Source organism: Streptomyces sp. NBC_00986 (assembly GCF_045162565.1).
GTDB lineage: Bacteria > Actinomycetota > Actinomycetes > Streptomycetales > Streptomycetaceae > Streptomyces.
Genome location: NZ_CP108733.1, coordinates 11,130,168 through 11,157,104, shown reverse-complemented (window position 1 = coordinate 11,157,104; position 26,937 = coordinate 11,130,168). Strand labels below are relative to the sequence as shown.

Below are 26,937 nucleotides of genomic sequence, written 5' to 3'. Positions count from 1 at the left end.
GTGTTGCGTGGTGATCAGGCATGGACCTGCGAGCCCTGGCCGAGGTCGAGGCGGAGCGATTCGAGGATGATGAACGTCGTGCTGGCCGTATAGACGTCGGCGGCGGCGAGGACGCCGGTGTACTTCTTGATCACCGGGTCGGCGGCGTAGGCGACTTGAGCGGCCTGGTACTCCTTGACCGCGGCCCAGGCGTTGTCCCCGTACTTGGCGAAGTACGGCGTGGGGTCGACCGCCGTCAGCGCCTTCTTGACGTTGTCGACGATGTCGTTCACGTACTGCTGGTAGACGACCATGTCCTGGCGGGTGCCGAGCCGTCCCATGTGTCCGCCGATGTAGTGCTTCCACGGGTACGTCATGGCCTTGGCGGGGGCGGCTATGGACGCGGGGACGTCCTCGTTCAGGTTGAAGCTGTCGAAGGGGACCCAGCCGGGCAGGTTGACGTCGACCAGCATGAGCGTGTCGTGGTCCGGCAGGTGGATGTAGATGTTGTCGGGCGAGTGGTTGGTGCCGTGCCACGCCAGGTCGATGCGCTCGCCGCCCACGCGCAGCGTGTAGCGGTTCTCGAACGTCACGTCGGGCAGCGGTCGCGTCGGGTCGTTGTCGCGGGCCAGCAGCCGCCTGTTCTCGGCGTGTCCGATCCGCACCACGTGCCGGCCGAACAACGACGAGGCGCCGAGGTGGTCGGCGTGGTGGTGGGAGTAGACCAGGTGGGTCACTCTGTTCGAGACGCCGTTGGCGGCGGCGATCTCGTCGATGGCCCGCTGGAGGTTGTGCCCGATGGTGGGCGGCGCGTCGAACAGCACGACACCCTCACGGGTCGTCAGGAACGCCGCCTGGTAGGTACCGTCGGTCACCCAGTACAGATTCCGCTCGACCCGACCGACGTAGTAGCCCTGCGAGTTGACGGCGGGGCCGAGTGCGGACCGCGGGATCGGCGCGTAGTCGGGCAGCGTGGGAGTGGCGGCGGACGCCTGGCCGGCGAACGCTCCGTCGGCGAACGCGGCGACCGTGGGCACGGCCGCCAGGACCGCGCTGCGGGCGAGGAACGATCGGCGGTTCGTCGATGACATGGTGGTTCCCTTCGGGTGGGGGTAAGGCGCGTACGGGGATGGAGATTTACGAGGGGGCCGCGGGGCGTGCAGGGTGTGGGACCTGTCCGGGCTACGCGCCGTAGGCCGGCACGATCGCCCCGCTGATGTCTGCCGCGAGGTCTCCGGCGAGGAAGGCGATGACGTTCGCGATCGCCTCCGGCGGGACGGCGTGGGCCAGCGCCTCCGGAGGGAGCACCGCCCGGTTCTTGGCCGTGCCGAGGAGTTGCGGCGCCACGGCGTTCACGCGGATGCCGTGCGGGCGCAGTTCCAGGTCGAGGATGCGGACGAGGTGGTTGAGCGCCGCCTTGCCGAGGCTGTACGCGGCCATACCGGCGGTCGGCTCGCTCGCCGGCCGGGCGGACACGTGCACGATGGCGCCTCCGCCGCGCCGACGCATGTACGGCGCCACCGCCTGGCTCAGCCACAGCGCGGCGCCGAGGTTGACGTCCAGCATGACCCGCAGGTCCTCGGGGGTCGCGGCGAGCGCGTCTCCCGGGCGGAACGCGCCGAGGGTGTTCACCAGTACCTCGGGAGGTCCGGACTCGGTGGCGATCCGGTCGATGACGCTCCTGGCCACGGCCGGGTCGGTCGCGTCGCCCACCTCCCGGCGGATGCCGTCGGGCAGTTCGTCCAGCGCCTTCTCCGTACGGTCGACCGCCGTCACGCTGAATCCGGCGTCCGCGAGTACCAGCGCGGTGGCGAGACCCAGGCCACCGCCCGCGCCGACCACCACCGCCACACGCTCGTTCATGAGACCGCCTCCTTGCCCGGTGTTGCCGTGGTCCCTGCACCCCAGGTTTGCCGGAGGGCAGGTGAGCGGTCCTCACCGGATTCCGGTGATCTGCTTGATGCGGGCAGGGCACGTCGGCGGCGGGGCGCGCAGCAGAGGGGGCGATGACGGGCGCGGTCAGGTCAGGACCGATGGGCTGCTGCGGCGTCTTGAACTCGCGCCGATCGAACTTGCCCCGATCGAACTCGCGCCGGCGGTAAGGGTGTTGAGCGGGTGGCCGTGCACTGCGGGAGCAGCATCGCCTCGGTCAGGCGACGCCCAGGCGGATCACGGGCTCTTTCATTTCGTACTCGGCGCAGGCCACCCCCGAGTGGCCCCCAACAACTTCCTCGCCCCTTCCAGACACTTCGCCGGGTCCGCCGGCGCCGCCTGCAACCCGGGCAGCAGCAGCATCCACAGGTCGCTCACCGCCTCCTCGATGTTGCGGCGGTCGTCCAGTGCGTCGGAGACCGTGTGCACCCCGAAGAAGCTGGAGACGAGGACGCGTGCGGCGCGCTCGACGTCGGCGCCGGGGGCGAGTTCCCCCGCGTCCTCGGCGGCGGCCAGCATGCGGGAGGCCGCGTCGATCCACCCCACGAAGGGCCGGGGCAGGGAGACGGGGATGGTTCTGCGCTCGCTCCAGAGCCTGTTGCCGGCGCGGACGATCACGTTGTCACGGAATTCCCGGGCCACGGCGAGGCTCAGGCCCACCAACCGGTCGAGTACCGGACCCTCCTGGGATTCCCAGCGCTCGACATATCGCGGCCATTCGGCGAAATGGGCTTCCAGGACACCCCGGGCCAGCCCTTCCTTGCTGCCGAAATGGAAATAGATCGCCCCGCTGGTGTACCCGCTCGTACGCGCCACGTCGCTGATGCTCGCACCGACGTACCCATGCTGTTCGAACAGCACCGCGGCCGTCGCCAGAACAGCCCGTCGGGTGGCTTCCGCACGTTCCTGCATATTCTCGGTCGTCCCTGTCCTGCGTGCCGGATCGTCTTTTCCGGTGAATCTAGCCGACAGGCCGCCCGTTTCCCGTACCGATGCCGGAGAACCATAGCTTCTATTATTTTATGACTGAATCACCTTCTCTCGCGCGTCCCGAAGCCGACCCGGAAGAGCTGGCGCTGAGCTGGGACAGCTGCGTGTCCAGGACCCTCGTACACCGGAACGCGGTCGCCGAAGTCCTGCTCACCGATGCCCGGGCGCTGCCCGACGGCCGTTTCCTCCTCGCCGCGCAGTGGCCGCGCTCGTACGCCGCATCCGCCACGTCCGATATCGCCTCCGATTCCGGTTCCGGATCCGGTTTTGGTTTTGGCGAGCGGCACGATCCGATGCTCGCCGCCGAGACCATCCGCCAGGTCGGCCTGTACATCTGCCAGCGCTTCCTCGGCGCCCCGAGCACCAGCAGGCCGGTCATCAGAAGCGTCGGCTTCCAGCTCGACAACAGCGCGGAACCGGTGGTCGGTTACGGCGCCACCGATGTGCTGTGCCGGGCCGAGACGCACGACGTACGCCACGTCGACGGCGTTCCCTGGCCGGTCGCGCTGAACGTGCGGATCCAATTCTCGGCCGCCGGGCGGGAGTTCGGCTCGGCCTTCGGACGTGTCCGCGTCCTGTCCGGGGAGGAGTACGAGACGTTCCGCGGCTCGAACGCCGCCGCCGACCCCGTCCCGGACACCGTGCATCGGCGCCCTTCACACACCGAGGTGTCGGCCCCTTCCCCCGGCGACGTGATGCTCGTCCGCGACCCTTCCGGAACCCTGCTGGTGGCACCCGCCGACCTCCGCCACCCGCGCTTCTTCGATCACCCCAGCGACCACGTCCCCGGCATGGTCCTCCTGGAAGCGGCCCGACAGGCGGCCTGCCTGGCAGGAGCCTCCCCGGGCCGACTGAACGGCTGCCACATGCAAGCCCTGCGCTTCACCGAGTGGAACGCACCCGTCCACGTCGAGTGCGCACCGGCCGAGGGGGGCTGGGCCTTCCAGGTCACACAGGGCGGCGATACGACGGCATCCGGCACGCTGTCGTTCGCGGCGAAGGGGTAACTCGCCGTCAGGGTCGCGACTTGACGTTCACCCCGTTCAACAGCCCCGCGCCTTCCCACCCGTTGACGGCCCGCGATGGACGCCTGCCCGCTCGAAGGACGGGCGCCCGTCGCACAGCACGATGCGGTGCACCCACCGCTCACGAGCGCACTCGCTCGCGATCAGACCAGCACCGTCTGCACATTCGACGGAACCGCGCTCAACGCCTCGCTGACGGGACAGCGTTGCTCGCGTCGCATTCCGTGGTCACACTGCTCGGCGAGGTCCCGGCCTCCCTGAGGACGTGGGCAGCATCATCGTGAAGCAGGCTCCCTGAGCAGCGGCGATGAGTTCCTCGGGGGACGTCTGCCGCTGGGGCGGAATGCGGCTCGAGAAGCGGATTCTGTACCGAACAGCCGGACGAATAGCCACAGTTGGGGCATATTCACGCACTGTCGACCCGGCGGGCGAGGCGTTCACTGCAGGCACACCAGATCGGACAGCACGGCAGGCGGCAGAGACGGGTTGGCAGCTGCTGCTTCCACTACTCGCCGGTCCGCGTCGGCGAGCAGCTCTACGATGACCGGCGGCGGGAGTGCTGGATGGCCGGCGGCTATGGGTCTGGCCTGTTCGTCCGCGAGGCAGACGAGCAGCGCCGAGGCCGTTGCCCCGCGATGTCGGGCAACCTCACGGAACACCTTTTGCACCGTTGGTCGGTGCCGGACCAGTTCCTCCAGCAGGGCCGGGGGCGCGTCCGGGTTGGTCGCCACCTTGGCCAGGACACGGACGCCGTGTCGGTCGACCATGGCACGCAACTGCGCTTCGGTGAGACCGGGGTGCGGAGCGAGGGCCTTGACCACCTTCGCGTCGGGGTCGTCGGCCAGTCGGTCGCGTATCTCGGGTGGCACATTGCGCAGTTGGGCCACGAGCATTCGGGCAGCCGGGTCCGGTGACTTGGCCAGTTCTTCGACCTCGGCGCGAGAAGAGGCGGCAATACGGGGCAGAAGAGTGTTGCCGATCCTGGCAGTTCGGGCCAGGTGGGTGAGCACGTCGAGCGGTACGCGGGGATGGTGCGCAAGGCTGCGGCGCACGTCGGGGTCACGGTCACCGGCCAGCGCACGGATCAGGGCATCGTCGATCGCGGGATTTTCGGCAAGGTCGGCACGGACACCGGGAGTGGGGTCCGAGGCGAGCCGTGCACACGCCTGCCGGGGCAGGTCCTGGCGGGCGGCGAGCGCCCAGCGCAACAGCATCGACGGATGGTCCACGAAGCCGACGACGACTTCGACGGGGGTGGCAGGGTTACGCAGCGCCGCCTCCCGCATGTCATGGACGGTGGACTCGTGGGAGCCGTCGCAGGAGGCGCCCGGCGGTAGATCGCAGTCGAGCCGTGGGCACTGCGGATCGTGAACGAAGGGGGTCTCCTCGCGGTCACAGACCAGGCAGCGTCGCGCCGCAGGCAGCCCTTCTGCGGTCACCAACGCCGCCAGTACGGCGGGGGGCGTCGCCTCGTTGCCCGCCACCGCGCGGCGCACCTCGGCGTGCGGATGCGCGGCGAGCCTCGCGGCCACGTCCGGGGTGGTCCACAACGCGAGTTCGGCGACGACACGTACGTCCGGGTCCGCCGCGAGCGTGTCCACCACGTCGGACGGCAGGCCGGGGCAGGCTGCCAGCTTCTCCCGGCGCTCACGGACCGGGTCCGCCGCGAGGAGACGCGCCCACTCTGGGCGGCCGACACCGCGGTCGAGCAGGGCGAGGGCGGCATCCGGCCAGACAGAGGGATCGACGTCGGCGGCGGTCAGCCGACCCTCGTGCGCGAGCTGCACCGCGCTCTCGTCGACACGCTCGGCCAACGCGACCGCCTGTGCGCGGCTGAGGTCCGCGCGACAGGCGAGGTCCGTGGCGATGTCGACGTCCGCGATGGATATCAGCCGGTCGACCAGCTCGGACGACAGGGCTGGATTGGCGGCGAGCCCGCACAGGATGTGATGCACAGAGGCATCCTGCCCGGAGCGTGAATGATGAGCTCGGGATTTTCTGACACCAACGAGCTGGCGGGACGCCAGGACAGTCGCGCAGCGCGATACCTGGCGAACGGAGACGTTCGGTGCCCCGCCGGCGACGGCCCATCGCCGGTTCACCGCGTGGACCCGGGCGGGGCTGTGGCGTCGGATCCACCGGGCAGTCCTGGACGAACTCGGTGCGCGGGGCGAGCTGAACGAGGCTTCGGCGATCGTCGATGCCGCCTCGGTCCGGGCCAAAAAAAGGGGGCACGTTGACCGGGCCGAACCGGGTCGATCGCAGCAAGAAGGGCAGCAAGCTGCACGTGTTGTCCAAGGCCCAGGTCATCCCCCTGCCATCGCGGTGTCCGGTGCGAACACCCACGACAGCCTGCCCCTCAAGCCGCTGATCCGATCGAAGCGAGCGAGCGGCTCGGCCGGTACCGCCACAAACGAAAGGAGTCTCACTTCCTCGCCTTCCTCGGTCTCGCAGCCACCCTCACCTGCTGCAAGAAGCTCGCGGAACTCACCACGTGAGGCCCCTCTCAAGAGGCCGATGACCGGCGAATGACGTCCTTCGCGTCCAGCACCCGTCGTGCCTCCGTCGCGCGGGCCGAGCGTACGAAAGCGGTGACGGCCGGGCGGGGTGTCTCCTCCGGCCACGCCAGGGCAAGGCGAGTGGGCGGCAGGTCGGACACCGGTACTGCGGCCACCTCGGCGGGGATCCGTTCGGCGGCGCCCGAACCCACGACGGTGACCAGGCGGCCGAGCACGACCCGGTCGAGGATCTCGTCGAGCCCGAGCGGCGGGCACTCGGGGTCGAAGTTCGCGTCCTGGCGGAGCTCGGCGACCGTCACCGTCGGGCGCCGGGCCAGGGGATGGTCTCGCGGGACCAGCGCGAAGGGTGCCTCCTCGGTCAGGTCGGCGGTGCGCAGCCCGGTGAGGTCGTCGGTGCCGAGGCACAGCAGCGCCACATCGGCCTTGCCGTCTCTGAGGGCGGCCGGGCGGTCGTGTGCGAAGAGGACATCGTGGTTGCCGACCTCGGCGGAGCGGACCAGGTCGGCGATCAGCCCGGACGCGGTGCCGGGACGTACCGCCATCACCAGCCGGCCGGGCTGCCGCACGCGCTGGGCCCGCCGTACGGCCGCGTCGAGCGAGTCGAGCAGCCGTCGGCTCTCGTCCAGGAACACGGCACCCGCGTCGGTGAGTGCGACCCGGCGGCTGGTGCGCTCCAGCAGCCGTACCCCCATCCGGCGCTCCAGACGGCTGATCGCGCGGGACAGCGGGGGCTGGGCCATGCCCAGGCGCTCCGCGGCGCGGCCGAAGTGGAGTTCCTCGGCGACCGCGACGAAGTAGGCGAGTTCGCGGGTCTCCAGACGATCCATACCTTCAGGGTATCCATCCTTTCCGGAACGCTCATAGCTCGCGCCCGTGCTCAGTGATCCACTCGGATCAGGAGCAGTACTCACATCAGCGACACGAAGGGAACGTGCGAAGCATGAGCGACGAGCGCAAGGTCCAGGAGGTCCTGGCCCGCTATGTCCGCGCCACCGACCGACGCGACGGCAAGAGCCAGGGGGCCCTCTTCACCGACGACGCGACCGCCCAGATCTTCGCCAAGACCGGCCTCGACGCCTACGAGGCGGTCGGCGAGCCGATCGTCGGCGGTCCGGGCGTGCAGTACGCGGTCGACAACTTCATGGCGCCGCACCCCGAGGGCGGCTCCAGTCACCACGTCACGGCGGACCACCTCATCGAGGTCGACGGCGACCGGGCACACATGAACGCCCAGTTCGTGGTCTTCGAGGTCAGCGCCACCGCCCGCCCGGCGGGCGGCTGGCCCGAGGGCGTCTTCGGCGCGCAGGGAACGGTCCGGCCCGTCGAGTCCGGTTACTACGACACTGATCTGCGCCGCGTCGACGGGGAGTGGAAGATCACCGCGCACCGGGTCCTGGTGGACATGCCGATGGCGATCCCGGGGGCCTGAGCGATGAGAGCCGTCGTGTACCGCCGTTACGGCGGACCGGAAGTCCTCGAACTCACCGAGCTTCCTGAGCCGAAGACCCACGTGGACTCGGTGCTGATCCGGGTCAAGGCCGCTGGGCTGAACCGTGCCGACGCCGCCATCCAGGCGGGGGCGCTGGACAGTGCCGTGGAGACGTATTTCCCGGTGGTGCCCGGCTGGGACATCGCCGGTGTGGTGGAGCGGTCCGGGCCCGGGGCGCCCGAGTTCGCGACGGGCGACGAGGTGATCGCGTACGTCCGCGGCGATGTGCAGCGTGCGCACGGCGGGTTCGCCGAACTGGTCTCGGCGGATGTGCGCGGCGTGGTGCGCAAGCCGAGCACCATGTCGTTCACCGAGGCCGCGGGGCTGCCGTTGGCCGCGCTGACCGCCTACCAGGGTGTGGTGCACGCGCTCGCGGTGCGGCGGGGCGAGAGCGTGCTCGTGCACGGGGCTGCCGGGGGCGTGGGTTCCGTCGCCGTGCAGATCGCCGTGGCCGGGGGCGCGCGTGTCGTCGGTGTGGGATCGGCCGACGATCACGACTATCTGCGTGCGCTTGGTGCCCAACCGGTCGTGTACGGCGAGGGGTTGACCGACCGGGTGCTCGGGCTGGTCCCGGAGGGTGTGGACGCGGTGTTCGACACGATCGGCGGCGGTGCGCTCGTCGCGTCGGCGGGGGCCGCACGGTCGGGCGGCAGGCTCGCGTCCATCGCCGAACCCGGCGTTCCCGGCTCCACGGACGTCTTCGCCCGCATGGACCGTGCCGACCTCACCGCGGTCACCGCACTGGCCGAGGCGGGTCTGCTCTCCGTGCGCGTCGGCGCGGTCTTCCCGCTGGAGAAGGCCGCCGAGGCGCAGCGTGCGTTCGCCGGCGGGAACATCACCGGCAAGGTCGTCGTCGAGATCGGTTGACCCGTCGGCTCCGGTCCCGTGCGGATCGTCACCGGCCGACAAGGCTCCACGTGTGCGGGGCCTTCTCCAGGCTGTCGATCACGCCGATGGCGTCCGAGTAGGAACCCGGCAGGAAGTCCGAAGTACCCACCAGGTGCAGGGACTTGGTCACCGGGAGGTCCTTGAACGCCTGGAGGGCGAACAGCTTCTGGATGTTGTTGGCGGGGGAACCGTCGTTGTTCGTGCAGTAGACGACGTAGTCGGCGTCCTTGAGCAGGTCCGCCCGCTCGTACGAGACGGACTTGGTGGCGCCCTCGGCGACGGAGGCGGTCGCCGACGCGAACCGTACGCCCAGCTCGGTCAGGATCGCTCCGACCGGTGAATCGGCGCCGGGGATCCAGTAGTTGCCGTTGTCCGCATCTCCGCAGCCCAAGGCCGTAACACCGGGGACTGGTCCGCCATACGTGCATCCCCAGACCAGCGCACCGGGCGCCGATCCGACACCCCCGCGCCCCGGATCGACTACACCGAACACCGATCCGACACCCGCACGTTCCGAGACGACAGCACCGAGCATCGGCCCATCTCCCGCGCCCGGCACGTCTGTTACCCCGAGCACTGGACCAACTCCCGGGCAGCCCGAGGCCACTCGTTCCAGCACCGGCCCAACGACCGCGTACCCCAGCCCCACTCCACCGACCACCGCCCACCCCTCCGGACACCCCGAGTCCGCCGCACCCAGCGCCAGTCCACCTCCCGCGCACGCCAACACCCCCAGGACCACGGCACGATGACCAGCGCACCCGGCACCCATCAGCCCCTCACCCCGGCGCCGGTGCTGCCGGTGGCCATGGCTCGGCAGACGCGGGCCCGACTTCGGGACGTGCTTCAGGGCCGGTGGCTCGTGCTGTGGGCCGCCGTCGCCGCTCTGGGGATCGACAGCGCCCTCGCCCTTGCCGGGCCGACCGCCATCGGCCGTATCACCCAGGCCATCGCCGCGGCGGGCCCCGGCGCGCTGGTCGGTCCGGTGCTGCTTCTGGCGCGGGCCGCCGCGGCCGGTGCCGTGACCGGCTGGTGCGCGGCCGTGCTGCCGGCCCGCCTGGTGCAGCCCGTCGCCGCCCGGCTGCGCGAGAACACCGTCACGGCCGCGCTCGCCCTGCCCGTGGACATCGTCGAGGCGGGCGGCACCGGCGACCTGGTATCCCGGGTCTCCGGTGACGTGGACCGGGTGTCTCAGGTGGCGTCCGGAGCGCTGGGCGCCTTCGTCGCGGCGGCGCTGACGATCGCCGCGACCCTCGTCGGACTGGCCGCCCTGGACTGGCGGTTCGCGCTCGCGGCGCTCCTCGCGGTGCCACTCCAGGCGTACGCCCTGCACTGGTACCTGCGGACCTCGCAGCCGCTCCACGCGGCGGGCCGCACCGCCGACGGACGCCGCCGCCATGCCCGGGTGGAAGAGGCCTCGGCGGAGGCGATGACGTACGAACTGCGGGCCACGCACGCGGTGACCCGGTTCTCCGACCGGCTCAACGGCGCCGAACTCCTCGGCCTGAGCGCGGTGTTGGTCGCCGCGTTCGTCCTGGTGCACTCGAGGCAGGCCGACGCGGGCGGGGCGACCACGGCCGCGCTGTTCTTCGTGGGGCTGTTCGATCCGGTCAACCTGATGCTCGGCAGCTTCGACAGTGTGCAGCAGGCGGCGGCCGGTCTCGCCAGGATCGTCCGCGTCACGCCGGGAGGCCGCGCCCCGGACGAACGTCCGCAGGGGCCGATCGACCGTCCAGGTACGGCACTTGTCGTGCACGACGTCCACCACCGCTACGGCACCGGCCCCGACGTGCTGCACGGCGTCCGGCTCGAACTGCCCGCCGGGAAGCGGCTGGCGATCGTCGGCGCCACGGGGTCGGGCAAGTCCACGCTGGCGAGCCTCGTCGCCGGTCTGCGTCTCCCGTCCTCGGGTCGGGTCACCCTCGGCGGCATCCCACCGCCGACCTGGCCACCGGCACGCCGGACGAACGGCGCCGGATCATGCTGGTGCCCCAGGAACACCACCTGTTCCTCGGGACCGTCGCGGACAATCTCCGAATCGCCCGCCGTGACGCCTCCGCGTCGGACCTCGCCGCCGTAGGAGCAACGGGGTGGATCGACGCGCTCCCGGACGGCGTGGACACCCCGGTCGGCACCGGAGGCGTCGGTCTCACCCCGCGCCAGATACAGCAACTCGCCCTGGCCCGCGTCCTGTTGCTCGACCCCGAGGTGGTCGTCATGGTCGAGGCCACGGCGGAGGGCGGCAGCGACACCGCCCAGGCCCTCGACCGGGCGGCCCTCGCCGCGGCCGAGGGCCGTACCGCGGTCGTCGTCGCCCACCGCCTCTCCCAGGCGGCCACCGCCGACATCGTGGTCGTGATGGACGACGGCAGGGTCGTCGAGCGGGGACGCCCCGACGAGCCGCGGTCGGCGGGCCGGGTCTACGCCCGTCCGTGGGCCGCCTGGGAACGCGGCACCGAGTGACCAGGCACCATCCCCCGTCCCGCTCGGCTCCGCACGACCCCGCCCTGATCGATGCGATCTTGGAGCCGCATATACTCCATGACCACGACATCAGCCGATCCTGACCTCACATCCATACCTGCCCGTCCCGCGCACCCGAGTGCTGAGGACATGGGCAAGGCGGAAACGGGTTGTGGGTGGGGGTGGCGGGCGGCTGCAAACAGCCCGAAGTCTCCCCGCCAGGTCAGGGAGACGGGCGGTTCGGCCACGGCGGAGCCCGTATAGCCCGCGCCGCCCCGTAGGCTTCGTGGTGTCTACGGCGTCACATAGCGGGCGCCAAACCACTGGAGGCAACACCGCATGCTGATCGCTCAGCGCCCCTCGTTGACCGAAGAGGTCGTCGACGAGTTCCGCTCCCGGTTCGTGATCGAGCCGCTGGAGCCGGGCTTCGGCTACACCCTTGGCAACTCCCTGCGTCGTACGCTCCTCTCCTCGATCCCGGGTGCGGCGGTCACGTCCATCCGCATCGACGGAGTGCTGCACGAGTTCACCACCGTGCCGGGCGTCAAGGAGGACGTCACCGACCTGATCCTCAACATCAAGCAGCTCGTCGTCAGCAGTGAGCAGGACGAGCCTGTCGTGATGTACCTGCGCAAGCAGGGCCCGGGTCTGGTCACCGCCGCCGACATCGCGCCCCCGGCCGGTGTCGAGGTGCACAACCCCGATCTCGTCCTGGCCACGCTCAACGGCAAGGGCAAGTTGGAGATGGAGCTGACCGTCGAGCGCGGTCGCGGCTACGTCTCGGCCGTGCAGAACAAGCAGGTCGGTCAGGAGATCGGCCGTATCCCGGTCGACTCGATCTACTCGCCCGTGCTCAAGGTCACGTACAAGGTCGAGGCGACCCGTGTCGAGCAGCGCACCGACTTCGACAAGCTGATCGTCGACGTCGAGACCAAGCAGGCCATGCGTCCCCGTGACGCCATGGCGTCCGCCGGCAAGACCCTGGTGGAGCTGTTCGGTCTGGCGCGTGAGCTCAACATCGACGCCGAGGGCATCGACATGGGCCCGTCCCCGACGGACGCCGCCCTTGCCGCCGATCTCGCCCTGCCGATCGAGGAGCTGGAGCTCACGGTCCGCTCCTACAACTGCCTCAAGCGCGAGGGCGTCCACTCCGTGGGCGAGCTCCTGGCGCGTTCCGAGGCGGACCTGATGGACATCCGCAACTTCGGTGCGAAGTCCATCGACGAGGTCAAGGAGAAGCTGGCCGGCATGGGCCTCGGCCTGAAGGACAGCCCGCCCGGACTGAACCTGTCCGCCGCTGCCGACACCTACGGTGCCGACGACGACGTGGACGCCGGTTTCGTGGAGACCGAGCAGTACTGATGCCGCGCTGCGCCGGCCGGGGTGACACTTCGCGGACGGGGACAGGACACCTCCACACTGTTCCCGGCCCGGAGGGAAACCCCGGCCGGCTCCGCGTCGGCGCACACCCCCTGGACTGTCGGACGTCCGGCTTCAGGGCTCGGGGGTCCATTCCACGGGCGGGGGCGTACGGCTGTAGCGGGCTCCCCTGGTGCCGAAGTGCGCGAGGTGGAGCGTCTCACCGTCGATCTGGAGTTCCGCCGGCGGCGGGTTGGTGACGGACATCCGCGGGTGGGCGTAGGGGTGGCCCTCGATGAAGAGCGGCTCCCGGTTGCTGTTGCGGCTGTCCGCCCAGCTCTGGGCCCGCTCGCGCGTCCACGGGTTCTGCAGGGTCCGCGGGGCGGCCGGGTCGTGCCGGTAGCCGTTGAGGCTGCGGACGAGAGCCTCGCTGTAGACGCCCTTGACCCTGAAGTTCTCCAGATGCTCCGCGCGCACGACCATGCTGACGTACCGGCGGCTGTTCCCGCGGTGTCGGCCCACTGCGGGCCAGCGACCCCAGCCGGGGTCCCAGGGGACGGGCGGGATCCACAGCAGGGCACCTGTGCGGAAGTGCTTCGTGCCGTGCTGGATGTCGAGTCCGCCCTCGCCGTGCGCGGTTTCCCGCGCCACGTTGGCCACCAGGCACCAGCCCAACAGGCCGTCCGGTGTCTCTTCTTCGCTGGGTTCCATGTCCTCCACGCCGAGAATTTTCCGGCACGGGACGGGGCACGGGCAAAGCGTTTGTCGGCTGAGCCGACCGGAGCGAACCGCGTTCGCCTGATCAGGCCTGCCGAACGGTACTCGGCAGGCCTGTCGGTAACGGCCTAGCTCACGGTCCACACCTGGGCCGCGGCCGGGTGCGCGTCGTCGCAACTCCATTGCATGAGCTGGCTGCCGGTACTGCTGACCGTGTCGAGGCACAGAGTGGTGCCCGCGTGCCTGAACTTCGCGCCGACCTTCTGGTCGACGATCGCGGCGGTCTCGACCCACTGTTCCGACGCCAGCCCGTCGCAGAGGTATTCGTCGACGGCCTCTCCCGGAACGCTGGTGCCGTTGTTGACCTCGGCGCAGTACCCACTCGCCTGATTCACCAGGTAGTAGGTGTCCGCCGCACCGGTCGACACGAACGCCCAGTTCTGGGTGCTGGAACCGTTGCAGTTGGCCAGCTGAAGTCTGACGTTGAGTACCCCGCCGGGCGCGTCCACGCATTGGGCGTAGGCCATGTTCCTGATCGTGTGATAGCTGCTCGCAGCCGCCGCGGCCGCGACGCGGGCGGAGACGCCCGGCGTGGAGTCCGCGGTCGGCGTGGCGGCGCTTGCCCCCGTCGCCAGCGTGAGCATGCCCGCGCAACTCACCAACGTCGCTGCCAGAACGGTGATCCTGTTTCGGACCTTCATCGTCGTGACTCCTAGGAACCGTCGACCGGAAACCCGATGTCCCCGAGTTCGTGGACAGCGTGTTCCGCCGACAGCGCACCGTCGCCCCCTGTTCCGCTCAACGGACCGGCCACCGCTGTCGGTACGTCGTGTCAGTGCGATTCACGGCTGGCCTCCGACCCGCTGGACCCGACGAGGAAGTCGAGGTCGGCGCCCGTGTCGGCCTGCAACACGTGGTCCACGTAGAGCCGTTCCCAGCCGCGTTTCGGGGCGGCGAAGCCGGTGAGGGTGGCCAAGTCGGGTGTTCTGCGGGCCAGTTCGGCGTCCGGTACGTCGACGTCGAGTCGGCGGGCCGGCACGTCCAGGGTGATGAAGTCGCCGGTGCGCACGAGGGCGAGCGGTCCGCCGGCCGCGGCCTCCGGTGCCACGTGCAGGACGACCGTGCCGTACGCCGTGCCGCTCATCCGGCCGTCGCAGACGCGGACCATGTCCCGGACGCCCTGTTCGAGGAGCTTCTTCGGCAGGGGCATGTTCGAGACCTCCGGCATGCCGGGGTAACCCTTGGGGCCGCAGCCGCGCAGGACGAGGACCGAGTCGGCGTCGACGTCGAGGGCCGGGTCGTCGACGCGGGCGTGGAAGTCCTCGATGCTGTCGAAGACCACCGCCCGGCCCCGGTGCCGCAGCAGGTGGGCCGAGGCCGCCGCGGGTTTGACGAGGGCGCCGGAGGGTGCGAGGTTTCCGCGCAGTACGGCGATGCCGCCCTCGGCGACGAGTGGTTCGGCGCGAGTGCGGATGACCTCGGGGTCCCAGATCGGGGCGTCGGCAAGGTAGTTGACCAGGGGCTCGCCCGTGACGGTCAGGGCGTCCGGGTCGAGCAGGTCGCGGACCTCGCGCAACACGGCGAGCAGGCCTCCGGCGCGGTGGAGGTCGTCCATGAGGAAGCGGCCGGCCGGCTGGAGGTCCACGAGGACCGGCACGCGTGAGCCGATCCGGTCGAAGTCGTCGAGGGTCAGGTCGACACCGAGCCGTCCGGCGATCGCGAGCAGGTGGACGACCGCGTTGGTCGACCCGCCGACGGCGGCCAGCGCGACGATCGCGTTGTGGAAGGACGCCTTGGTGAGGAAGGTGCTGGGTCGCCGGTCCGCCGCCACCATGTCGACCACCAGTCGGCCGGTGTCATGGGCGGCCGCCAGCAGCCGGCTGTCGACGGCGGGGGTACCCGCCACCCCGGGGACGACCGTGCCCAGGGCCTCCGCCACCACGGCCATCGTCGACGCGGTGCCCATCGTGTTGCAGTGCCCCCGGCTGCGGATCATCGACGCCTCGGACCGGGTGAAGTCCTCCTGGGAGAGCGTGCCGGCCCTGACCTCCTCCGACAGCCGCCACACATCGGTACCGCAGCCCAGCGGCGCACCCCGGAACGTCCCGGTCAGCATCGGTCCCCCGGGCACCACGACAGCGGGCAGGTCCACCGACGCGGCGGCCATCAGCAGCGAGGGGATCGTCTTGTCGCAGCCGCCCAACAGGACAACGCCGTCAAGGGGGTTGGCCCGCAGCATCTCCTCGGTGGCCATCGCCGCCATGTTCCGCCAGAGCATCGCCGTGGGCCGCACCTGGGTCTCGCCCAGCGACACCACGGGCAGGTCCAGCGGGACACCGCCCGCCTCGTACACCCCGTTGCGCACCGAGGCTGCCACCTCGTTCAGGTGCGCGTTGCAAGGGGTCAGGTCCGAGGCGGTGTTGGCGATGGCGATCTGCGGGCGCCCGGTGAAGGCGCTGTCCGGAACCCCGCGTCGCATCCACGCCCGGTGGATGTAGGCGTTGCGGTCCTGGCCCTCGTACCACTGCGCACTGCGGAGACTCACCATGGGGCGCCTTCCGACAATCGACACGACGGTCTAATCTCTGGAACGCCATGGAGGATACGCAGCCGCACCACGCACCGACAGACCTCGGCGACGAGGGTCCAACAGGCCTCGCCAGCAGCCGACTTGTGGGTTCGGACCGAGTCCTCGCCGTCCTCAAGGAACTCTCCCGCTTTTCCGGCGGAGTGGGCCTCGACGAACTGACCCGCGTGATCGGCAGCCCCAAGCCGACCGTGCACCGGGCGCTGGGCGCGCTGCGCCGGGCCGGTCTCGCCGCCCAGGACGACCGCGGCCGCTACGTCCTGGGCGACGAGTTCCTCCGCATGGCCTTCGCCCACCACGAAGCCCGTCCCGAACACGTGCGGCTACGACCGCTGCTGGACGCGTTGGCGGCTCGGTTCGGCGAGACCGCGCACTACGCGGTCCTGGACGGGCGCGAGGTCGTCTACCGTGCCAAGGTCGATCCGCCGACCGGTGCCGTCCGGCTGACCTCGACCGTGGGCGGCCGCAACCCCGCGCACGCCACCGGCGTCGGAAAGCTGCTGCTGGCCCACGAGTTGGGCACCCTCGAAGATGTCGAGGCCTGGATCGGCGACTCCCCGCTCGAACGCCGTACACCCCAAACCCTGTGCGCCGCCGACGACTTGCACCGGGACCTGCGCACCGTTCGCGTCCGGGGCTTCGCCTGCGACGACCAGGAGAACGAGATCGGGGTCAACTGCCTTGCCCTGCCGGTGTACGCGACCTCCCCGACAAAGCCCTCCGGTGCCGTGAGTGTCAGCGCGCTGGCCTACCGGACACCTCTGTCCGTCCTGCTCGACGCCCTCGACGAGTTCCGTGCCGCACTCGGGCCGCTGGGCGAACCGCACCCCTGAAACCCCGCCGACCCGACGCTGGAGACCTGGAGAGCGAATCGTGCGCCTGATCCGTGCCTTCGTACTGACCGCCCCCGGAAAGTACGCCGTTCAGGACGTCCCGGCACCGGTCGCCGCACCCGGCGAGGCCGTCGTCGACGTGGAACGGGTCGGCGTGTGCGGCACCGACATGGAGTTCTACACCGGCGCGATGGCCTACCTCCACCAGGGGCACTCCTCCTACCCGATGCGGCTCGGGCACGAGTGGTCCGGCCGGGTCGCGGCGGTGGGCGCCGGGGTCGACCCGGTGTGGGTGGGGCGACGGGTCATGGGTGATACCATGCTCGGCTGCGGTGTCTGCCGTCGCTGCCGCCGGGGTCACCAGCACGTGTGCGAGAAACGGCAGGAGGTGGGCATACGCGGGGAGCGGGCCGGCGCCCTCGCGGAGCAACTCGCCATGCCTGTCTCGTCGTTGCACGTCCTGCCCGACTCCGTGGACGCCGTGCTGGGCGCGTTGGTCGAGCCGGGTGGCAACGCCCTGCGCGCGGCACGGGCCGCAGCGGTCGGATCCGGCGACCGGGCTCTGGTGCTGGGTCCCGGGACCATCGGGCTGCTCGTCGCGATGTTCCTGCGGGCCGCCGGTGCCGAGGTGCACCTGATGGGCCGTGGCGACAACTCCCCCGCCTTCGCCCGCGAGTTGGGCTTCGGGCACATGTGGACGGAGGGGTCGCTCCCGGACCTGCCGTTCGACGCGGTCGTCGATGCCTCCAACGCCGTCCAACTGCCCGGTCTGGCACTGGAGTCGGTCGAGCCGGGCGGACGGCTCGTGTACGTGGGGCTGGCCGGTGGACCCAGCAGGATCGACACCCGCACGCTCGTGCTCAAGGACGTGACCGCGGTGGGCATCCTGTCCGCCTCCCCCGGCCTCGACGACACCATCCGCGCGTACGCCGACGGCTCCGTCGACCCGAGACCGCTGGTCGCCGCGACCGTCGGGCTGGAGGAGGTCGGGCCCGTCCTCGCGGGTGAGCGTCCGGCCGGGGCCGGGCCGGGGCCGAAGATCCATGTCGACCCGCGGTCGGGCTGATGCCGTACGACTCCGTCAACCGGCGGGAAGATGAGGTGAGGTGCTGAGGTCGGGCCGGCGATCGCCATGTCGGTGTCGCCGGGCAGGGCGAGAGCGCCGCAGGGCGAGTTCAGTACGGCCGCACAGAGCATCGGTAGCGCCTTCCCCTGGAGCAGGATGAGAGGGCGGCCGCGAGGTTCCCGGCGGCGGACCGCTCTCCGTACACAGGTAGAGGCCGGCCAGGAGGGAAGCGGGCCGGTTCCCCGTGTACGGGCTCTGCGCTTCTGCCGGACCGACGCCCCCTGGAGCGCCGACTGAACCTCCGGCGCGGGCGGTGCGTATCCATTCCGCGGGGACGGATCCGGTCCCCGCCACGGGACGGAAGGAGAGCACCGTGTCCACACCTCCCGCATCCGACACACCGGACGACCGCACCGCGCTGGAGCCCATCCACGTGGTGCGCCCGCGCCGCACCGACGCGCTGGCCCAACTGCTCGAAGAGATACGCCAGGACAAGGACTACCGCACCCACACGACCGAGGTCGTCCTTGTCCCGCACACCCAGACCGGCGGCGACACAGGCGATACGGAGGAACTCCCGCCCGTCCCCGGCGGCAGGACGGAGGACCTCCCCGCACACGGCCGCGGCGTCCGGCCGCCGCGCACGGTGGACCGCCCGCGGCTGGGGCCCGGTCAGCGCCGGGCGGCCGTGGTGATCGCGGTCGCCGCGGCGGCCGTCGCCGGATTCGGCTGCTCGCTCCTGATCCCCAGCCCTACCGAGGCCACCCCGGCCGCACCCCCGGCAAGCGCCTCGCCCGCTCCTACGTCGGCCGCCCCGAGCGCGGCCGGTGCTGCCGACGTGCTGACCAACCCCGGCTTCGAGTCGGGCGGCGTCTCGCCGTGGAGCTGCGCCGGCAACCCGGGTTCGATCGTTGCCTCCCCCGTCCACGCGGGCTCCAAAGCCATTCAGGGCAGGGTGAGTTCGAGCGACATCGCGCAGTGCGACCAGACCGTCGCGGTACGGCCGGACACCACCTACTCGCTCAGCGGCTGGGTCCGCGGCTCCTACGTCTACCTGGGCGTGACCGGCGGCACCTCCACCTGGACCACGTCCCCCTCCGCCTACAGCCCGCTGACCGTCTCCTTCACCACAGGCGCGTCCCAGACCAGCGCGACCATCTATGTGCACGGCTGGTACGCACAGGGCACGTACTACGCCGACGACATCACCCTGAACGGGCCGACCACGCGAACCCCAGGTCAGAGCCCCACTGGTGGGCAAGCCCAGCCCCGCAAAAAGTAATGCCCAGTATGTACAAGGGAAAATCCAGTTCATCAGTCCGCAAATCGATCACTGGATCGGTGTAATCGGCACATACGCCGCACCGCTCGGCGATCTAGCGTCGGAGTGCACGGGGCCGCACGGACCAGAAAGGCATCCAGACACTCATGCCCATCCCGCATACCGACGTCATGCCCGAAGCCGAGTTCGACACCCTGACCGTTTCTCGCGCCGGCGGTCTCCCGCCGGCCGTCGACCTCCTCCAGCCCGTCGACGAGCTGCCCGAGTTCGCGTCGGAGCCCGACCTGGTCTGCCGCCGCGTACGCGACGAGCTGATGCTCGACGGCAACGCGCGCCTCAACCTCGCCACCTTCGTGACGACCTGGATGGAGCCGCAGGCAAGGGAGTTGATGGCGGAGACCGCCGAGAAGAACCTCGCCGACCGCGCCGAGTACCCGCAGATCACGGCGATGGAAGAGCGCTGCGTACGGATGCTCGCCCGGCTGTGGCACGCGCCGCACGCGGAGCAGGTGCGCGGCTGCTCGACCACCGGCTCCAGCGAGGCAGCCATGCTCGGCGGGCTCGCGCTCAAGCGCCGCTGGCAGGAGCGCCGCCGCGCCCAGGGCAAGGACACCGCGCGCCCGAACATCGTGATGGGCGCGAACGTCCAGGTGTGCTGGAAGAAGTTCGCCAACTACTTCGAGGTGGAGCCGCGTTACGTCCCGATGGAGCCGGGGCGCTACCACCTCACGGCCGACACCCTCACCGCCTACTGCGACGACAACACCATCGGCGTGGTGACGATCCTCGGGTCGACGTTCGACGGTTCCTACGAGCCCGTCGCGGACATCTGCATGGCCCTGGACGGCTACCAGGCCGCCACCGGCACCGACATCCCCGTGCATGTCGACGGCGCGTCCGGCGCGATGGTCGCCCCGTTCCTCGACCCGGGCCTCATGTGGGACTTCCAGCTCGAACGCGTCGCCTCCATCAACACGTCGGGGCACAAGTACGGCCACGTCTTCCCCGGCCTGGGCTGGGCCCTGTGGCGCAACGCCGAAGCCCTCCCCGACGACCTGGTGTTCGAGGTCGACTACCTCGGCGGCAGCTCCCCCAGCTTCACCCTCAACTTCTCCCGCCCGGGCGCGCATGTCGTCGCGCAGTACTACAGCTTCCTCCGCTACGGCGTCGAAGGGCTGCGCAATCTGGCGTCCCAGAGCCGCAGCACGGCCCGCGCGCTCGCCGCCCGCATCGAGGGCATCGCACCCTACGAGTTGATCACGGACGGCTCCGAACTCCCGGCGCTCGCCTTCCGGTTGACGCCCGGCACGCGGGGCTTCACGGTGTTCGACGTCTCCCACGCGATGCGGGCGCGCGGCTGGCACCTGCCCGCGTACGACTTCCCCGCGCCCTGCCAGGACGTCTCCGTCCTACGCCTGGTGGTACGCACCGGGTTCACCGCCGAACTCGCCGGCATGTTCATCGCGAACCTCACCGAGGTCACCAGGAACCTCCACGAGACCCGTCCGACGCTCGCGCCGCCGCACCAGCCGCTCGTCACGGCCTGACGACACGCCTCCGCTCTCCGCCGCACCTCCGTGGCGGCCAACTCACCTTTCCCTGCGCCGAATTGCGCGTCGGTCGGTACGCGGTCCGCGGCGACACCCGTCAGTGGGTGTGGCGGCGGACCGCGTCCAGCAGTTGGTCGATGTCGTCGGCACTGTGCGAGAACGCGGTGACGAAGCGGACGATGCCCGGCTCCCACCGGTCGTGGTAGAAGGCGTAGCCCTCCGCGAGAAGTCCTTCGGTGACCGGCTGAGGCAGGCGGCAGAAGAGGATGTTCGCCTGCGGGGTGGCCAACAGGCCCGCCCCGGCAATGGACTTGAGACCGTCGCCGAGGCGGGTGGCCATGGCGTTGGCCTGGCGGGCGTTGCGCAGCCACAGGTCGTCGGTGAGGTACGCGTCGATCTGGGCCGTGTTGAAGCGCATCTTGGAGGCGAGTTGCCCGGCGCGCTTGGCGCGGAAGGCGAGTTCACCGGCGAGGGCCGGGTCGAAGCAGACGATGGCGTCGGCGGTCATCGCACCGTTCTTGGTGGCGCCGAAGGACAGCACGTCGATGCCGGCCCTCCACGTCATCTCGGCCGGGGTGGCGCCGAGTTGGACCAGCGCGTTGGCGAAGCGCGCCCCGTCCATGTGGACGCGCAGGCCCGCGTCCTCGGCGATGGCGGACAGTTCGCGGATCTCGTCCAGGGTGTAGACGCTGCCGCTCTCGGTGGCCTGGCTGATGCTCACCGCGGACGGCTGCACACTGTGCACGTCACCGGCCCGCCGGCGTACCGCTGCCCGCAGCGCGTCGGGGTCGATCTTGCTGTCGGCGCCCGGGACACCGACGAGCTTGGCCCCGTTGGTGAAGAACTCCGGCGCGCCGCATTCGTCTGTGTTGATGTGGCTGTCCGGGTGGGAGAGCACACTCCCCCACGGCGGGGTGAGGGCGGCCAGGCTCAGGCCGTTCGCGGCGGACCCGGTGGACACGGGAAAGACATCGACGTCCCGCTCGAAGATCTCGCCGAGCCTGCGGCGGGCGCTGTCGGTGAACGGGTCGTTGCCGTACGGCAGGACCTGCCCGGCGGCCGCGTCGGCGACGGCGCGGGCTATCTCCGGGGACGCCCCGGCCATGTTGTCGCTGATGAAGGCGCGGCTGGAGGGGGTCGTGGCGATGGCGGAGGTGCTCATGAGCGGGGGTTCCTCGGTCTCAAGTACTGCTGAAGTCTTGGCTGTTGATGAGGTCTTGGCCTCTGCTGACGGTGCCTCAGGTACTGATGGGTGAGGCGAAGACGACGGTGATGTCGACCTCCTCGGCGCCGGTCCGGTAGAAGTGCGGGGCGTCTCCGGCGAAGGCGAGCATGTCGCCGGGGCCGAGGTCCTGCGGGGCGTCGACAGGGCCGGCGGTGACGTGCCCGGTGGCGATGAGCAGGTGCTCGATGGTGCCGGTGGCGTGCGGTACGCCGGCCAGCTCCGTCTCCGGCGGAATGCGCAGCCGCCAGATCTCCAGGCTGTTGCCGCTGCTGATCCGGCGTAGCAACTCCCGTGAGACCTCGCCGGGTTCGATGTCCGTGCCCGGCCGGAAGACCGGCCCGGTGTCGGCGTCGCGCGCGAGCAGGTCGGCGATCGGGATGCGCAGGGCGATCGCGATGGCGTCCAGGGTGTCGATCGTGGGATTGCCGTTCCCGGCCTCCAACTGCGACAGGGTGGCCTTGCTCAGCCCGGCCCGTCGGGCCATCTCCGCGGCACTCATCCCGCGCTGCTGACGGCGCAGCCGGATCTTCGCGCCGACCGCGGCCGCGGTACTGCTCACCGGCCGACGGCCGGACGGCGGGGGTGTCATCAACGGCTCCGGTGGGTCGCGGTGTAGGACACGCGGATACGGCCCTTCTTGACCTTCAGCGTCGGCAGCACCACGTCGGCCAGGTCACCGAGGCTGCGCACATGCGTGCCGCCGCACGGTGCGGAGTGCAGCGCGCCGAGATGCACCACGCGCCGCCCATCGGGGAGGTACCGCGCGGAGACGGGCAGATCATCGGCGACCGCGGCCGCGACGGCGGCGCGCAGCTCGGCGGTCACCTCCTCCCGCCCGTCCGGGTCGGCCAGCCGTGCGTCCGCGTCCGGCGCCTGGAACTCGATCCGAGCCTGACCGGGAAAGTGGATGCTCCCGGCCATCTCCCACCCCTGCGTCCGCCCGACCGCCTCGACGAGATGCCCGGCCGTGTGCAGCGCGGCATGCAGCATGCGGACCTGAAGATCGATCCGAGCCCGCACCGACTCCCCCACGGTGAGGTCCGGAAGATCACCGCCCTCAGCCGCCGTAGCCACAACGAGTCCCGACTCCGGCTCCCGGACCGGCACGACCTCCGCATCCCCCAACCACCCCCGGTCGGCGGGCTGTCCCCCGCCCTGCGGATGAAACAGACAGTGCTCTACGGCAGCCCAGGGCGCCCCGTCCGTCTCGCCGACCGCGATCACGCGCGTGTCGACCTGTTCCAGGTAGGTGTCGTCGAGGTAGGCGCTGATCTGTGCGCCGACCCGAGAATCCGTGATCGAGTGAACCATGCGTTCACTATACCGAACCAGAGGAGGAGTGACGAACGTGTCGTTCATTTTAATAAACGGCTCCGTCTACCGGGCCAGAAATCGACGGATGCCCGAGAACACCCGAACCCCGGGAACCCTTCCAGCATCGACGCGTCAGGAATCACGCCAATGTCGGCACGCGGCACCTCCCATGCAGCAGGCGCACCAGCACCCCCACGCGCCCCACACGTCCGCCCCACGCAGTGCACGTACGCGACTCGAGTGATCACTTCACGCGTCCACCGCATCCCCGCCACACCAGAAGCACATTCAGCCGATCCACGGTCCGGCCTCTCCCCGCGGGGCAGACGGCTCGCGCGCGGCGCGCCTAGCCTCCCGGCCCATGCGATCACCACGTATGAGACGCCTGGGTCTCGCCACCGTCCTCGGTTTCCTCCTCGCCGTCTTCGGACTGGCCCCGAGTGCGAGCGCGGCGGACGCCGACCTGACCTTTGCCACCGACACCGCCACCACGACGCCCGGCGGCGCGGTGAAACTCTCGATGACGCTGACCAACAACAAGACCTACGACGTCCTGTTCGTCTACCAGACGATCGAGCCCACCTGGCTGACCACCCAGCGGCCCGACCTCAAGTACAGCTTCACCGACTGCGCCCTGACCACGGACACCGGCAGCACCCCCTGCACCGGCGTCGGGCCCACCGACCTCGGCCCGGACTACGGCGCCACCATCCCACCCGGGCAGAGCCGGACCGTGACCCTGACCCTCCAGGTCGCCGCCGACTCGGGCTGCAACGGCAACATCGGCTTCTACTCGTACTACTACTCCGAGTTCAGCGACTCGACGAACGTCAGCGGCGGTCCGGTCTACACACCGGAGACCCGCGTCCTCTGCGCCTGACACCCGACCGGCCCGTCGTCCTCGAGCCCGTTCCCTCGCCCCGCCGGTCGCCCGACCGGCGGGGCGCAGCGCATCCCTCGTTTGCGAAACCGAAGGCCTCGAACCACACGAATGAGACGAACAGCAGGCGGGTTACGATCGATTGGTAAGTAGGCACTCTTGAGTGCGTTGCGCTCCTGACGGGAGAACCAGATGGCCGCCAAGGCGAAGCAGGCACCCAGGATCGAGCCCGGCACGTACGAGGCGTACATGCACGACTGCCCCGCGGTGGCCCTGCTCTCGACGATCAGCAACCGGTGGGTCAGCCTGACGATGTGCACCCTCGGCTCCTTCGGCGAGCCGATGCGGTACAGCCACATCAGCCGCGAGATCCCGGGCGTCAGCCAGAAGATGCTCACCCAGACCCTGCGCATGCTCGAACGCGACGGCATGGTGAACCGGACGGTCACGCCGACCGTGCCGGTACGCGTCGACTACGAGTTGACCCCGCTCGGGCAGGGCCTCTACGGCCTGCTGTCCCAGGTGCGCGACTGGGCCGCCGAGAAGACCGACGAGGTCGACGAGGCGCGCGGACGCTACGACGCCCGGCAGACCGACCAGTGACGGCAGGCGACAAACACCGGTCCGGGCCACCCAGCGGGCTGTAACGCACTTTAAAGTGCCTACTTACCAATCGATCGTAACCCGCCTAGCGTTTGTGGCGTTCGGATACGCAAACGGAATGGCGGACGTCATGCGCGCTGTAGTCGTCAAGAAGATCGGTGGACCCGAGGCCGTCGAGGTCCTGGAGGTTCCTCTCCCGGAACCGGGCCCCTTCGAGATCCGCGTCAAGGTCGCGGCCGCCGCGCTCAATCCCGCCGACGCCGCCGTGTGGGGCGGGTTCTTCGGTCCGTTGGACGGGGTCGAACACACGGGTCTCGGTCTGGACGCGGCCGGGACGATCGACGCGGTCGGCACGGGCGTCCTCCTCGATGTCGGCACGCCGGTCATCGTGTTCCACTCCGCCGTACTGCGCCCCACCAAGGCCCAGGCCGAGTATCTGGTGACCGACCTGAACTCCATCGCCGCCGCCCCCGAGGGCATGGACCTGACGCTCGCGGCGACGATCCCCCTCAACGCGATGACCGCCTCGATGGCCCTGGACCACCTCCCGCTACACCCTCGCGACACTCTGCTCGTCACGGGCGCCGCCGGGGCCGTGGGCGGCTACGCCGTCGAGTTGGCACGGACGCGGGGCGTACGGATCGTCGCGCAGGGGCGGCCCGATGACGAGGAGTTCCTCCGCGAGCGCGGCGCCACCTGGTTCGTGTCGCGCGACGAGCAACTGAGCGACGCGGTACGCCGGTTCGTGCCCGACGGTGTGGACGGCGTCCTCGACGCGGCGGCACTGGGAGCACCCGCACTGGCGGCCGTCCGCGACGGCGGCACCTTCGTGAGCGTGCGCGTCGACGTGCTGCCGACGCCGGAGCGGGGCGTGACCGTACACAACACCACCGCCGGCCCCGAACCCACCCGTCTCGCCCGCCTCTCCGCCCTCGCCGAGGTCGGCGTCCTGACGCCACGCGTGGCGCAGACCTACCCCCTGTCCCTGGCCGCCGAGGCCCACGCCCAGCTCGCCCGGGGCGGCCAGCGCGGCCGGATCGTGCTGGTGCCGTAGACCCCGGGACCGCCCTACGGCAACGGAAAGAGCCCCGATCACGTGCGGTACGGCGACGGCTTCCTCCGCGGAAGTGGAGGAAGCCTCTCCATGTCCATTGACGTTTTTTTACGACGGTGACAGGATCGCTACATGGAACCTGAGATCCCGTCCGTTCCCAAGCTCCCCGTGCCCATGGCCAGCACCATCGCCCCGCCGGACCTCGCCGACAGCACCTTGCTGAAGGTCGGCGCGAGTCCGCAGATGACCCTCGGCACGGTGGAGATCGAAAGCCGTCCTGACGTCACCTTCAGCACCGTGGATCTGCCCAACGGCGAGTCGCGTGCCCTGAAGGCCGACATTCTCCGGCCCGCGACGGGAGACCGGCTTCCGCTGGTCCTCTTCCTTCCCGGTGGCGCGTTCCTTCGCTGCAACAAGGCGATGGCGCTCGACGTGCGTCGTCACGTCGCCGAATCAGGATTTGTCGTCGCCAGTGTCGAATACCGCGTCGCGCCCGACGGTGGTACCTACCTGGATTCCGTCCACGACGTGCGGGCCGCCCTCACCCATCTGCGGCAGCACGCAGACGACTTCGGTATCGACCCGCGTGCGGTTGCCCTCTGGGGGGAATCAGCCGGTGGTCATGTTGCGGCACTGACGGGTGTCACGAATGGCCTGCCCGAGTTCTCCGGAGACTCGGCTCCCTCCTCAACAGGTGCCGTGCAAGCCGTGGTTGACGCCTTCGGCACCTCCCTGCTCTCGGCGATCGCCGACGACTTCGACGAGGCGGCACGACTCCACTACGAGCGCACGGCCACGCATTTCTCGGCCTACGTCGGCAAGGCAGGCGCCCTGTTCTCGGAAATTCCCGAGGCGGTCGGTGCCGCGGATCCCGCAACCTACGTGACGGCTTCGGCGCCGCCGTTCCTCCTCCTCCACGGCAGCGACGACATGCTCGTCTCCCCCTCCCAGACGCAGCACGTGCACCAGGCTCTTCTCGCCGCCGGTGTGGACAGCACGCGCTATGTCGTGGCCGGGGCAAATCACGGGGATTTCGGAGTCCTCGCGGATTCGGACGCTGCCCTCGCCTGGTCGTCCGCGACCGTCATGAACGTCATCACCGAATTCCTGCACCGCCATCTCGACAGCGCCGACCTGCCGAAGTAAGCGAGTTCCCTACCTCCGAAACCACGGGGCGAGTGG

At 70.2% G+C, this 26,937-nt stretch carries 25 protein-coding genes and 1 pseudogene; 14 read left to right on the top strand and 12 right to left on the bottom strand.

Translation table 11 applies throughout. The features are described from left to right. Positions 1-14 precede the first annotated feature (14 nt). The 3 genes from OG504_RS50320 to OG504_RS50310 form a co-directional block, all read right to left on the bottom strand. Entirely contained in the window at positions 15-1,070 is a 1,056-nt protein-coding gene (locus OG504_RS50320; RefSeq protein WP_405995872.1) for an MBL fold metallo-hydrolase, read from the bottom strand. 91 nt (positions 1,071-1,161) lie between these two features. Next, complete coding sequence (locus tag OG504_RS50315; protein ID WP_405995871.1) at positions 1,162-1,842, bottom strand: SDR family NAD(P)-dependent oxidoreductase; 681 nt, start codon at positions 1,840-1,842, stop codon at positions 1,162-1,164. A 318-nt stretch (positions 1,843-2,160) separates the two neighbouring features. Next, the gene (locus OG504_RS50310; RefSeq protein ID WP_405995870.1) at positions 2,161-2,823 is read right to left on the bottom strand and encodes a ScbR family autoregulator-binding transcription factor; all 663 of its coding nucleotides are present in this window, start codon (positions 2,821-2,823) and stop codon (positions 2,161-2,163) included. Between the two features lie 110 nt (positions 2,824-2,933). Here OG504_RS50310 and OG504_RS50305 point away from each other — a divergent pair, with 110 nt between their 5' ends. Further along, positions 2,934-3,908 (top strand): ScbA/BarX family gamma-butyrolactone biosynthesis protein, encoded by a 975-nt coding sequence (locus tag OG504_RS50305; protein WP_405995869.1) that lies wholly within the window; start codon positions 2,934-2,936, stop codon positions 3,906-3,908. A gap of 455 nt (positions 3,909-4,363) precedes the next feature. Here OG504_RS50305 and OG504_RS50300 read toward each other — a convergent pair whose 3' ends face one another. After that, positions 4,364-5,881 carry a hypothetical protein gene (locus OG504_RS50300; protein ID WP_405995868.1) on the bottom strand — a complete coding sequence of 506 codons (1,518 nt, stop codon included), beginning with the start codon at positions 5,879-5,881 and terminating at the stop codon, positions 4,364-4,366. A 551-nt stretch (positions 5,882-6,432) separates the two neighbouring features. Then, on the bottom strand, positions 6,433-7,272 hold the full coding sequence (locus OG504_RS50295; RefSeq protein ID WP_405995867.1) for a LysR family transcriptional regulator: 840 nt from the start codon (positions 7,270-7,272) through the stop codon (positions 6,433-6,435). Between the two features lie 113 nt (positions 7,273-7,385). On the opposite strand from OG504_RS50295, the gene OG504_RS50290 reads away from it, so the two are divergent. Continuing rightward, entirely contained in the window at positions 7,386-7,874 is a 489-nt protein-coding gene (locus tag OG504_RS50290) for a nuclear transport factor 2 family protein (RefSeq protein ID WP_405995866.1), read from the top strand. A 3-nt stretch (positions 7,875-7,877) separates the two neighbouring features. Beyond that, positions 7,878-8,801, top strand: a complete 924-nt coding sequence (locus OG504_RS50285; RefSeq protein WP_405995865.1) for an NADP-dependent oxidoreductase — start codon at positions 7,878-7,880, stop codon at positions 8,799-8,801. Between the two features lie 28 nt (positions 8,802-8,829). Here OG504_RS50285 and OG504_RS50280 read toward each other — a convergent pair whose 3' ends face one another. After that, on the bottom strand, positions 8,830-9,213 hold the full coding sequence (locus OG504_RS50280) for a hypothetical protein (RefSeq protein ID WP_405995864.1): 384 nt from the start codon (positions 9,211-9,213) through the stop codon (positions 8,830-8,832). Positions 9,214-9,570: 357 nt separating this feature from the next. Between OG504_RS50280 and OG504_RS50275 the strand changes: the two genes are divergently transcribed. From OG504_RS50275 to OG504_RS50265, 3 genes are all read left to right on the top strand, one after another. Then, positions 9,571-10,902, top strand: a complete 1,332-nt coding sequence (locus tag OG504_RS50275; protein WP_405995863.1) for an ABC transporter transmembrane domain-containing protein — start codon at positions 9,571-9,573, stop codon at positions 10,900-10,902. Then, entirely contained in the window at positions 10,803-11,285 is a 483-nt protein-coding gene (locus OG504_RS50270; protein ID WP_405995862.1) for a hypothetical protein, read from the top strand. The genes OG504_RS50275 and OG504_RS50270 overlap by 100 nt, the downstream gene beginning before the upstream one ends. A gap of 339 nt (positions 11,286-11,624) precedes the next feature. Next, the gene (locus OG504_RS50265) at positions 11,625-12,647 is read left to right on the top strand and encodes a DNA-directed RNA polymerase subunit alpha (RefSeq protein WP_033280953.1); all 1,023 of its coding nucleotides are present in this window, start codon (positions 11,625-11,627) and stop codon (positions 12,645-12,647) included. Between the two features lie 132 nt (positions 12,648-12,779). On the opposite strand, the gene OG504_RS50260 is transcribed toward OG504_RS50265, so the two are convergent. The 3 genes from OG504_RS50260 to OG504_RS50250 all read right to left on the bottom strand — a co-directional run bounded on the left by OG504_RS50260 (position 12,780) and on the right by OG504_RS50250 (position 15,909). Continuing rightward, positions 12,780-13,355, bottom strand: coding sequence for a hypothetical protein (locus tag OG504_RS50260; RefSeq protein ID WP_405996621.1), 576 nt, complete (start codon positions 13,353-13,355; stop codon positions 12,780-12,782). Positions 13,356-13,489: 134 nt separating this feature from the next. After that, on the bottom strand, positions 13,490-14,062 hold the full coding sequence (locus OG504_RS50255) for an RICIN domain-containing protein (protein ID WP_405995861.1): 573 nt from the start codon (positions 14,060-14,062) through the stop codon (positions 13,490-13,492). A 131-nt stretch (positions 14,063-14,193) separates the two neighbouring features. Further along, positions 14,194-15,909 carry an IlvD/Edd family dehydratase gene (locus tag OG504_RS50250; protein ID WP_405995860.1) on the bottom strand — a complete coding sequence of 572 codons (1,716 nt, stop codon included), beginning with the start codon at positions 15,907-15,909 and terminating at the stop codon, positions 14,194-14,196. Between the two features lie 47 nt (positions 15,910-15,956). Between OG504_RS50250 and OG504_RS50245 the strand changes: the two genes are divergently transcribed. The 4 genes and pseudogenes from OG504_RS50245 to OG504_RS50230 all read left to right on the top strand — a co-directional run bounded on the left by OG504_RS50245 (position 15,957) and on the right by OG504_RS50230 (position 20,676). After that, positions 15,957-16,781, top strand: a complete 825-nt coding sequence (locus OG504_RS50245; RefSeq protein ID WP_405995859.1) for an IclR family transcriptional regulator — start codon at positions 15,957-15,959, stop codon at positions 16,779-16,781. A 40-nt stretch (positions 16,782-16,821) separates the two neighbouring features. Further along, positions 16,822-17,847: a zinc-binding dehydrogenase gene (locus OG504_RS50240; protein ID WP_405995858.1), complete on the top strand. Its 1,026-nt coding sequence runs from the start codon at positions 16,822-16,824 to the stop codon at positions 17,845-17,847. Positions 17,848-18,586: 739 nt separating this feature from the next. Further along, positions 18,587-19,099 (top strand): annotated as a pseudogene (locus OG504_RS50235) (carbohydrate binding domain-containing protein); the annotation flags it as partial. A 176-nt stretch (positions 19,100-19,275) separates the two neighbouring features. Further along, positions 19,276-20,676: a glutamate decarboxylase gene (locus OG504_RS50230; protein WP_405995857.1), complete on the top strand. Its 1,401-nt coding sequence runs from the start codon at positions 19,276-19,278 to the stop codon at positions 20,674-20,676. Between the two features lie 100 nt (positions 20,677-20,776). Here the strand turns inward: OG504_RS50230 and OG504_RS50225 are convergent, their stop codons facing one another. The 3 genes from OG504_RS50225 to OG504_RS50215 form a co-directional block, all read right to left on the bottom strand. Beyond that, positions 20,777-21,841, bottom strand: a complete 1,065-nt coding sequence (locus OG504_RS50225; RefSeq protein WP_405995856.1) for a threonine aldolase family protein — start codon at positions 21,839-21,841, stop codon at positions 20,777-20,779. Between the two features lie 76 nt (positions 21,842-21,917). Further along, positions 21,918-22,463 carry an XRE family transcriptional regulator gene (locus OG504_RS50220; RefSeq protein WP_329551050.1) on the bottom strand — a complete coding sequence of 182 codons (546 nt, stop codon included), beginning with the start codon at positions 22,461-22,463 and terminating at the stop codon, positions 21,918-21,920. 29 nt (positions 22,464-22,492) lie between these two features. Further along, complete coding sequence (locus OG504_RS50215; RefSeq protein ID WP_405995855.1) at positions 22,493-23,215, bottom strand: metal-dependent hydrolase; 723 nt, start codon at positions 23,213-23,215, stop codon at positions 22,493-22,495. A gap of 379 nt (positions 23,216-23,594) precedes the next feature. On the opposite strand from OG504_RS50215, the gene OG504_RS50210 reads away from it, so the two are divergent. From OG504_RS50210 to OG504_RS50195, 4 genes are all read left to right on the top strand, one after another. Then, positions 23,595-24,098: a hypothetical protein gene (locus OG504_RS50210; protein ID WP_405995854.1), complete on the top strand. Its 504-nt coding sequence runs from the start codon at positions 23,595-23,597 to the stop codon at positions 24,096-24,098. Positions 24,099-24,290: 192 nt separating this feature from the next. After that, complete coding sequence (locus OG504_RS50205; protein ID WP_405995853.1) at positions 24,291-24,701, top strand: winged helix-turn-helix transcriptional regulator; 411 nt, start codon at positions 24,291-24,293, stop codon at positions 24,699-24,701. Positions 24,702-24,831: 130 nt separating this feature from the next. Beyond that, the gene (locus tag OG504_RS50200) at positions 24,832-25,755 is read left to right on the top strand and encodes a zinc-binding dehydrogenase (RefSeq protein WP_405995852.1); all 924 of its coding nucleotides are present in this window, start codon (positions 24,832-24,834) and stop codon (positions 25,753-25,755) included. Positions 25,756-25,929: 174 nt separating this feature from the next. Then, positions 25,930-26,901: an alpha/beta hydrolase fold domain-containing protein gene (locus OG504_RS50195; protein ID WP_405995851.1), complete on the top strand. Its 972-nt coding sequence runs from the start codon at positions 25,930-25,932 to the stop codon at positions 26,899-26,901. The last annotated feature ends 36 nt before the right edge of the window (positions 26,902-26,937 follow it).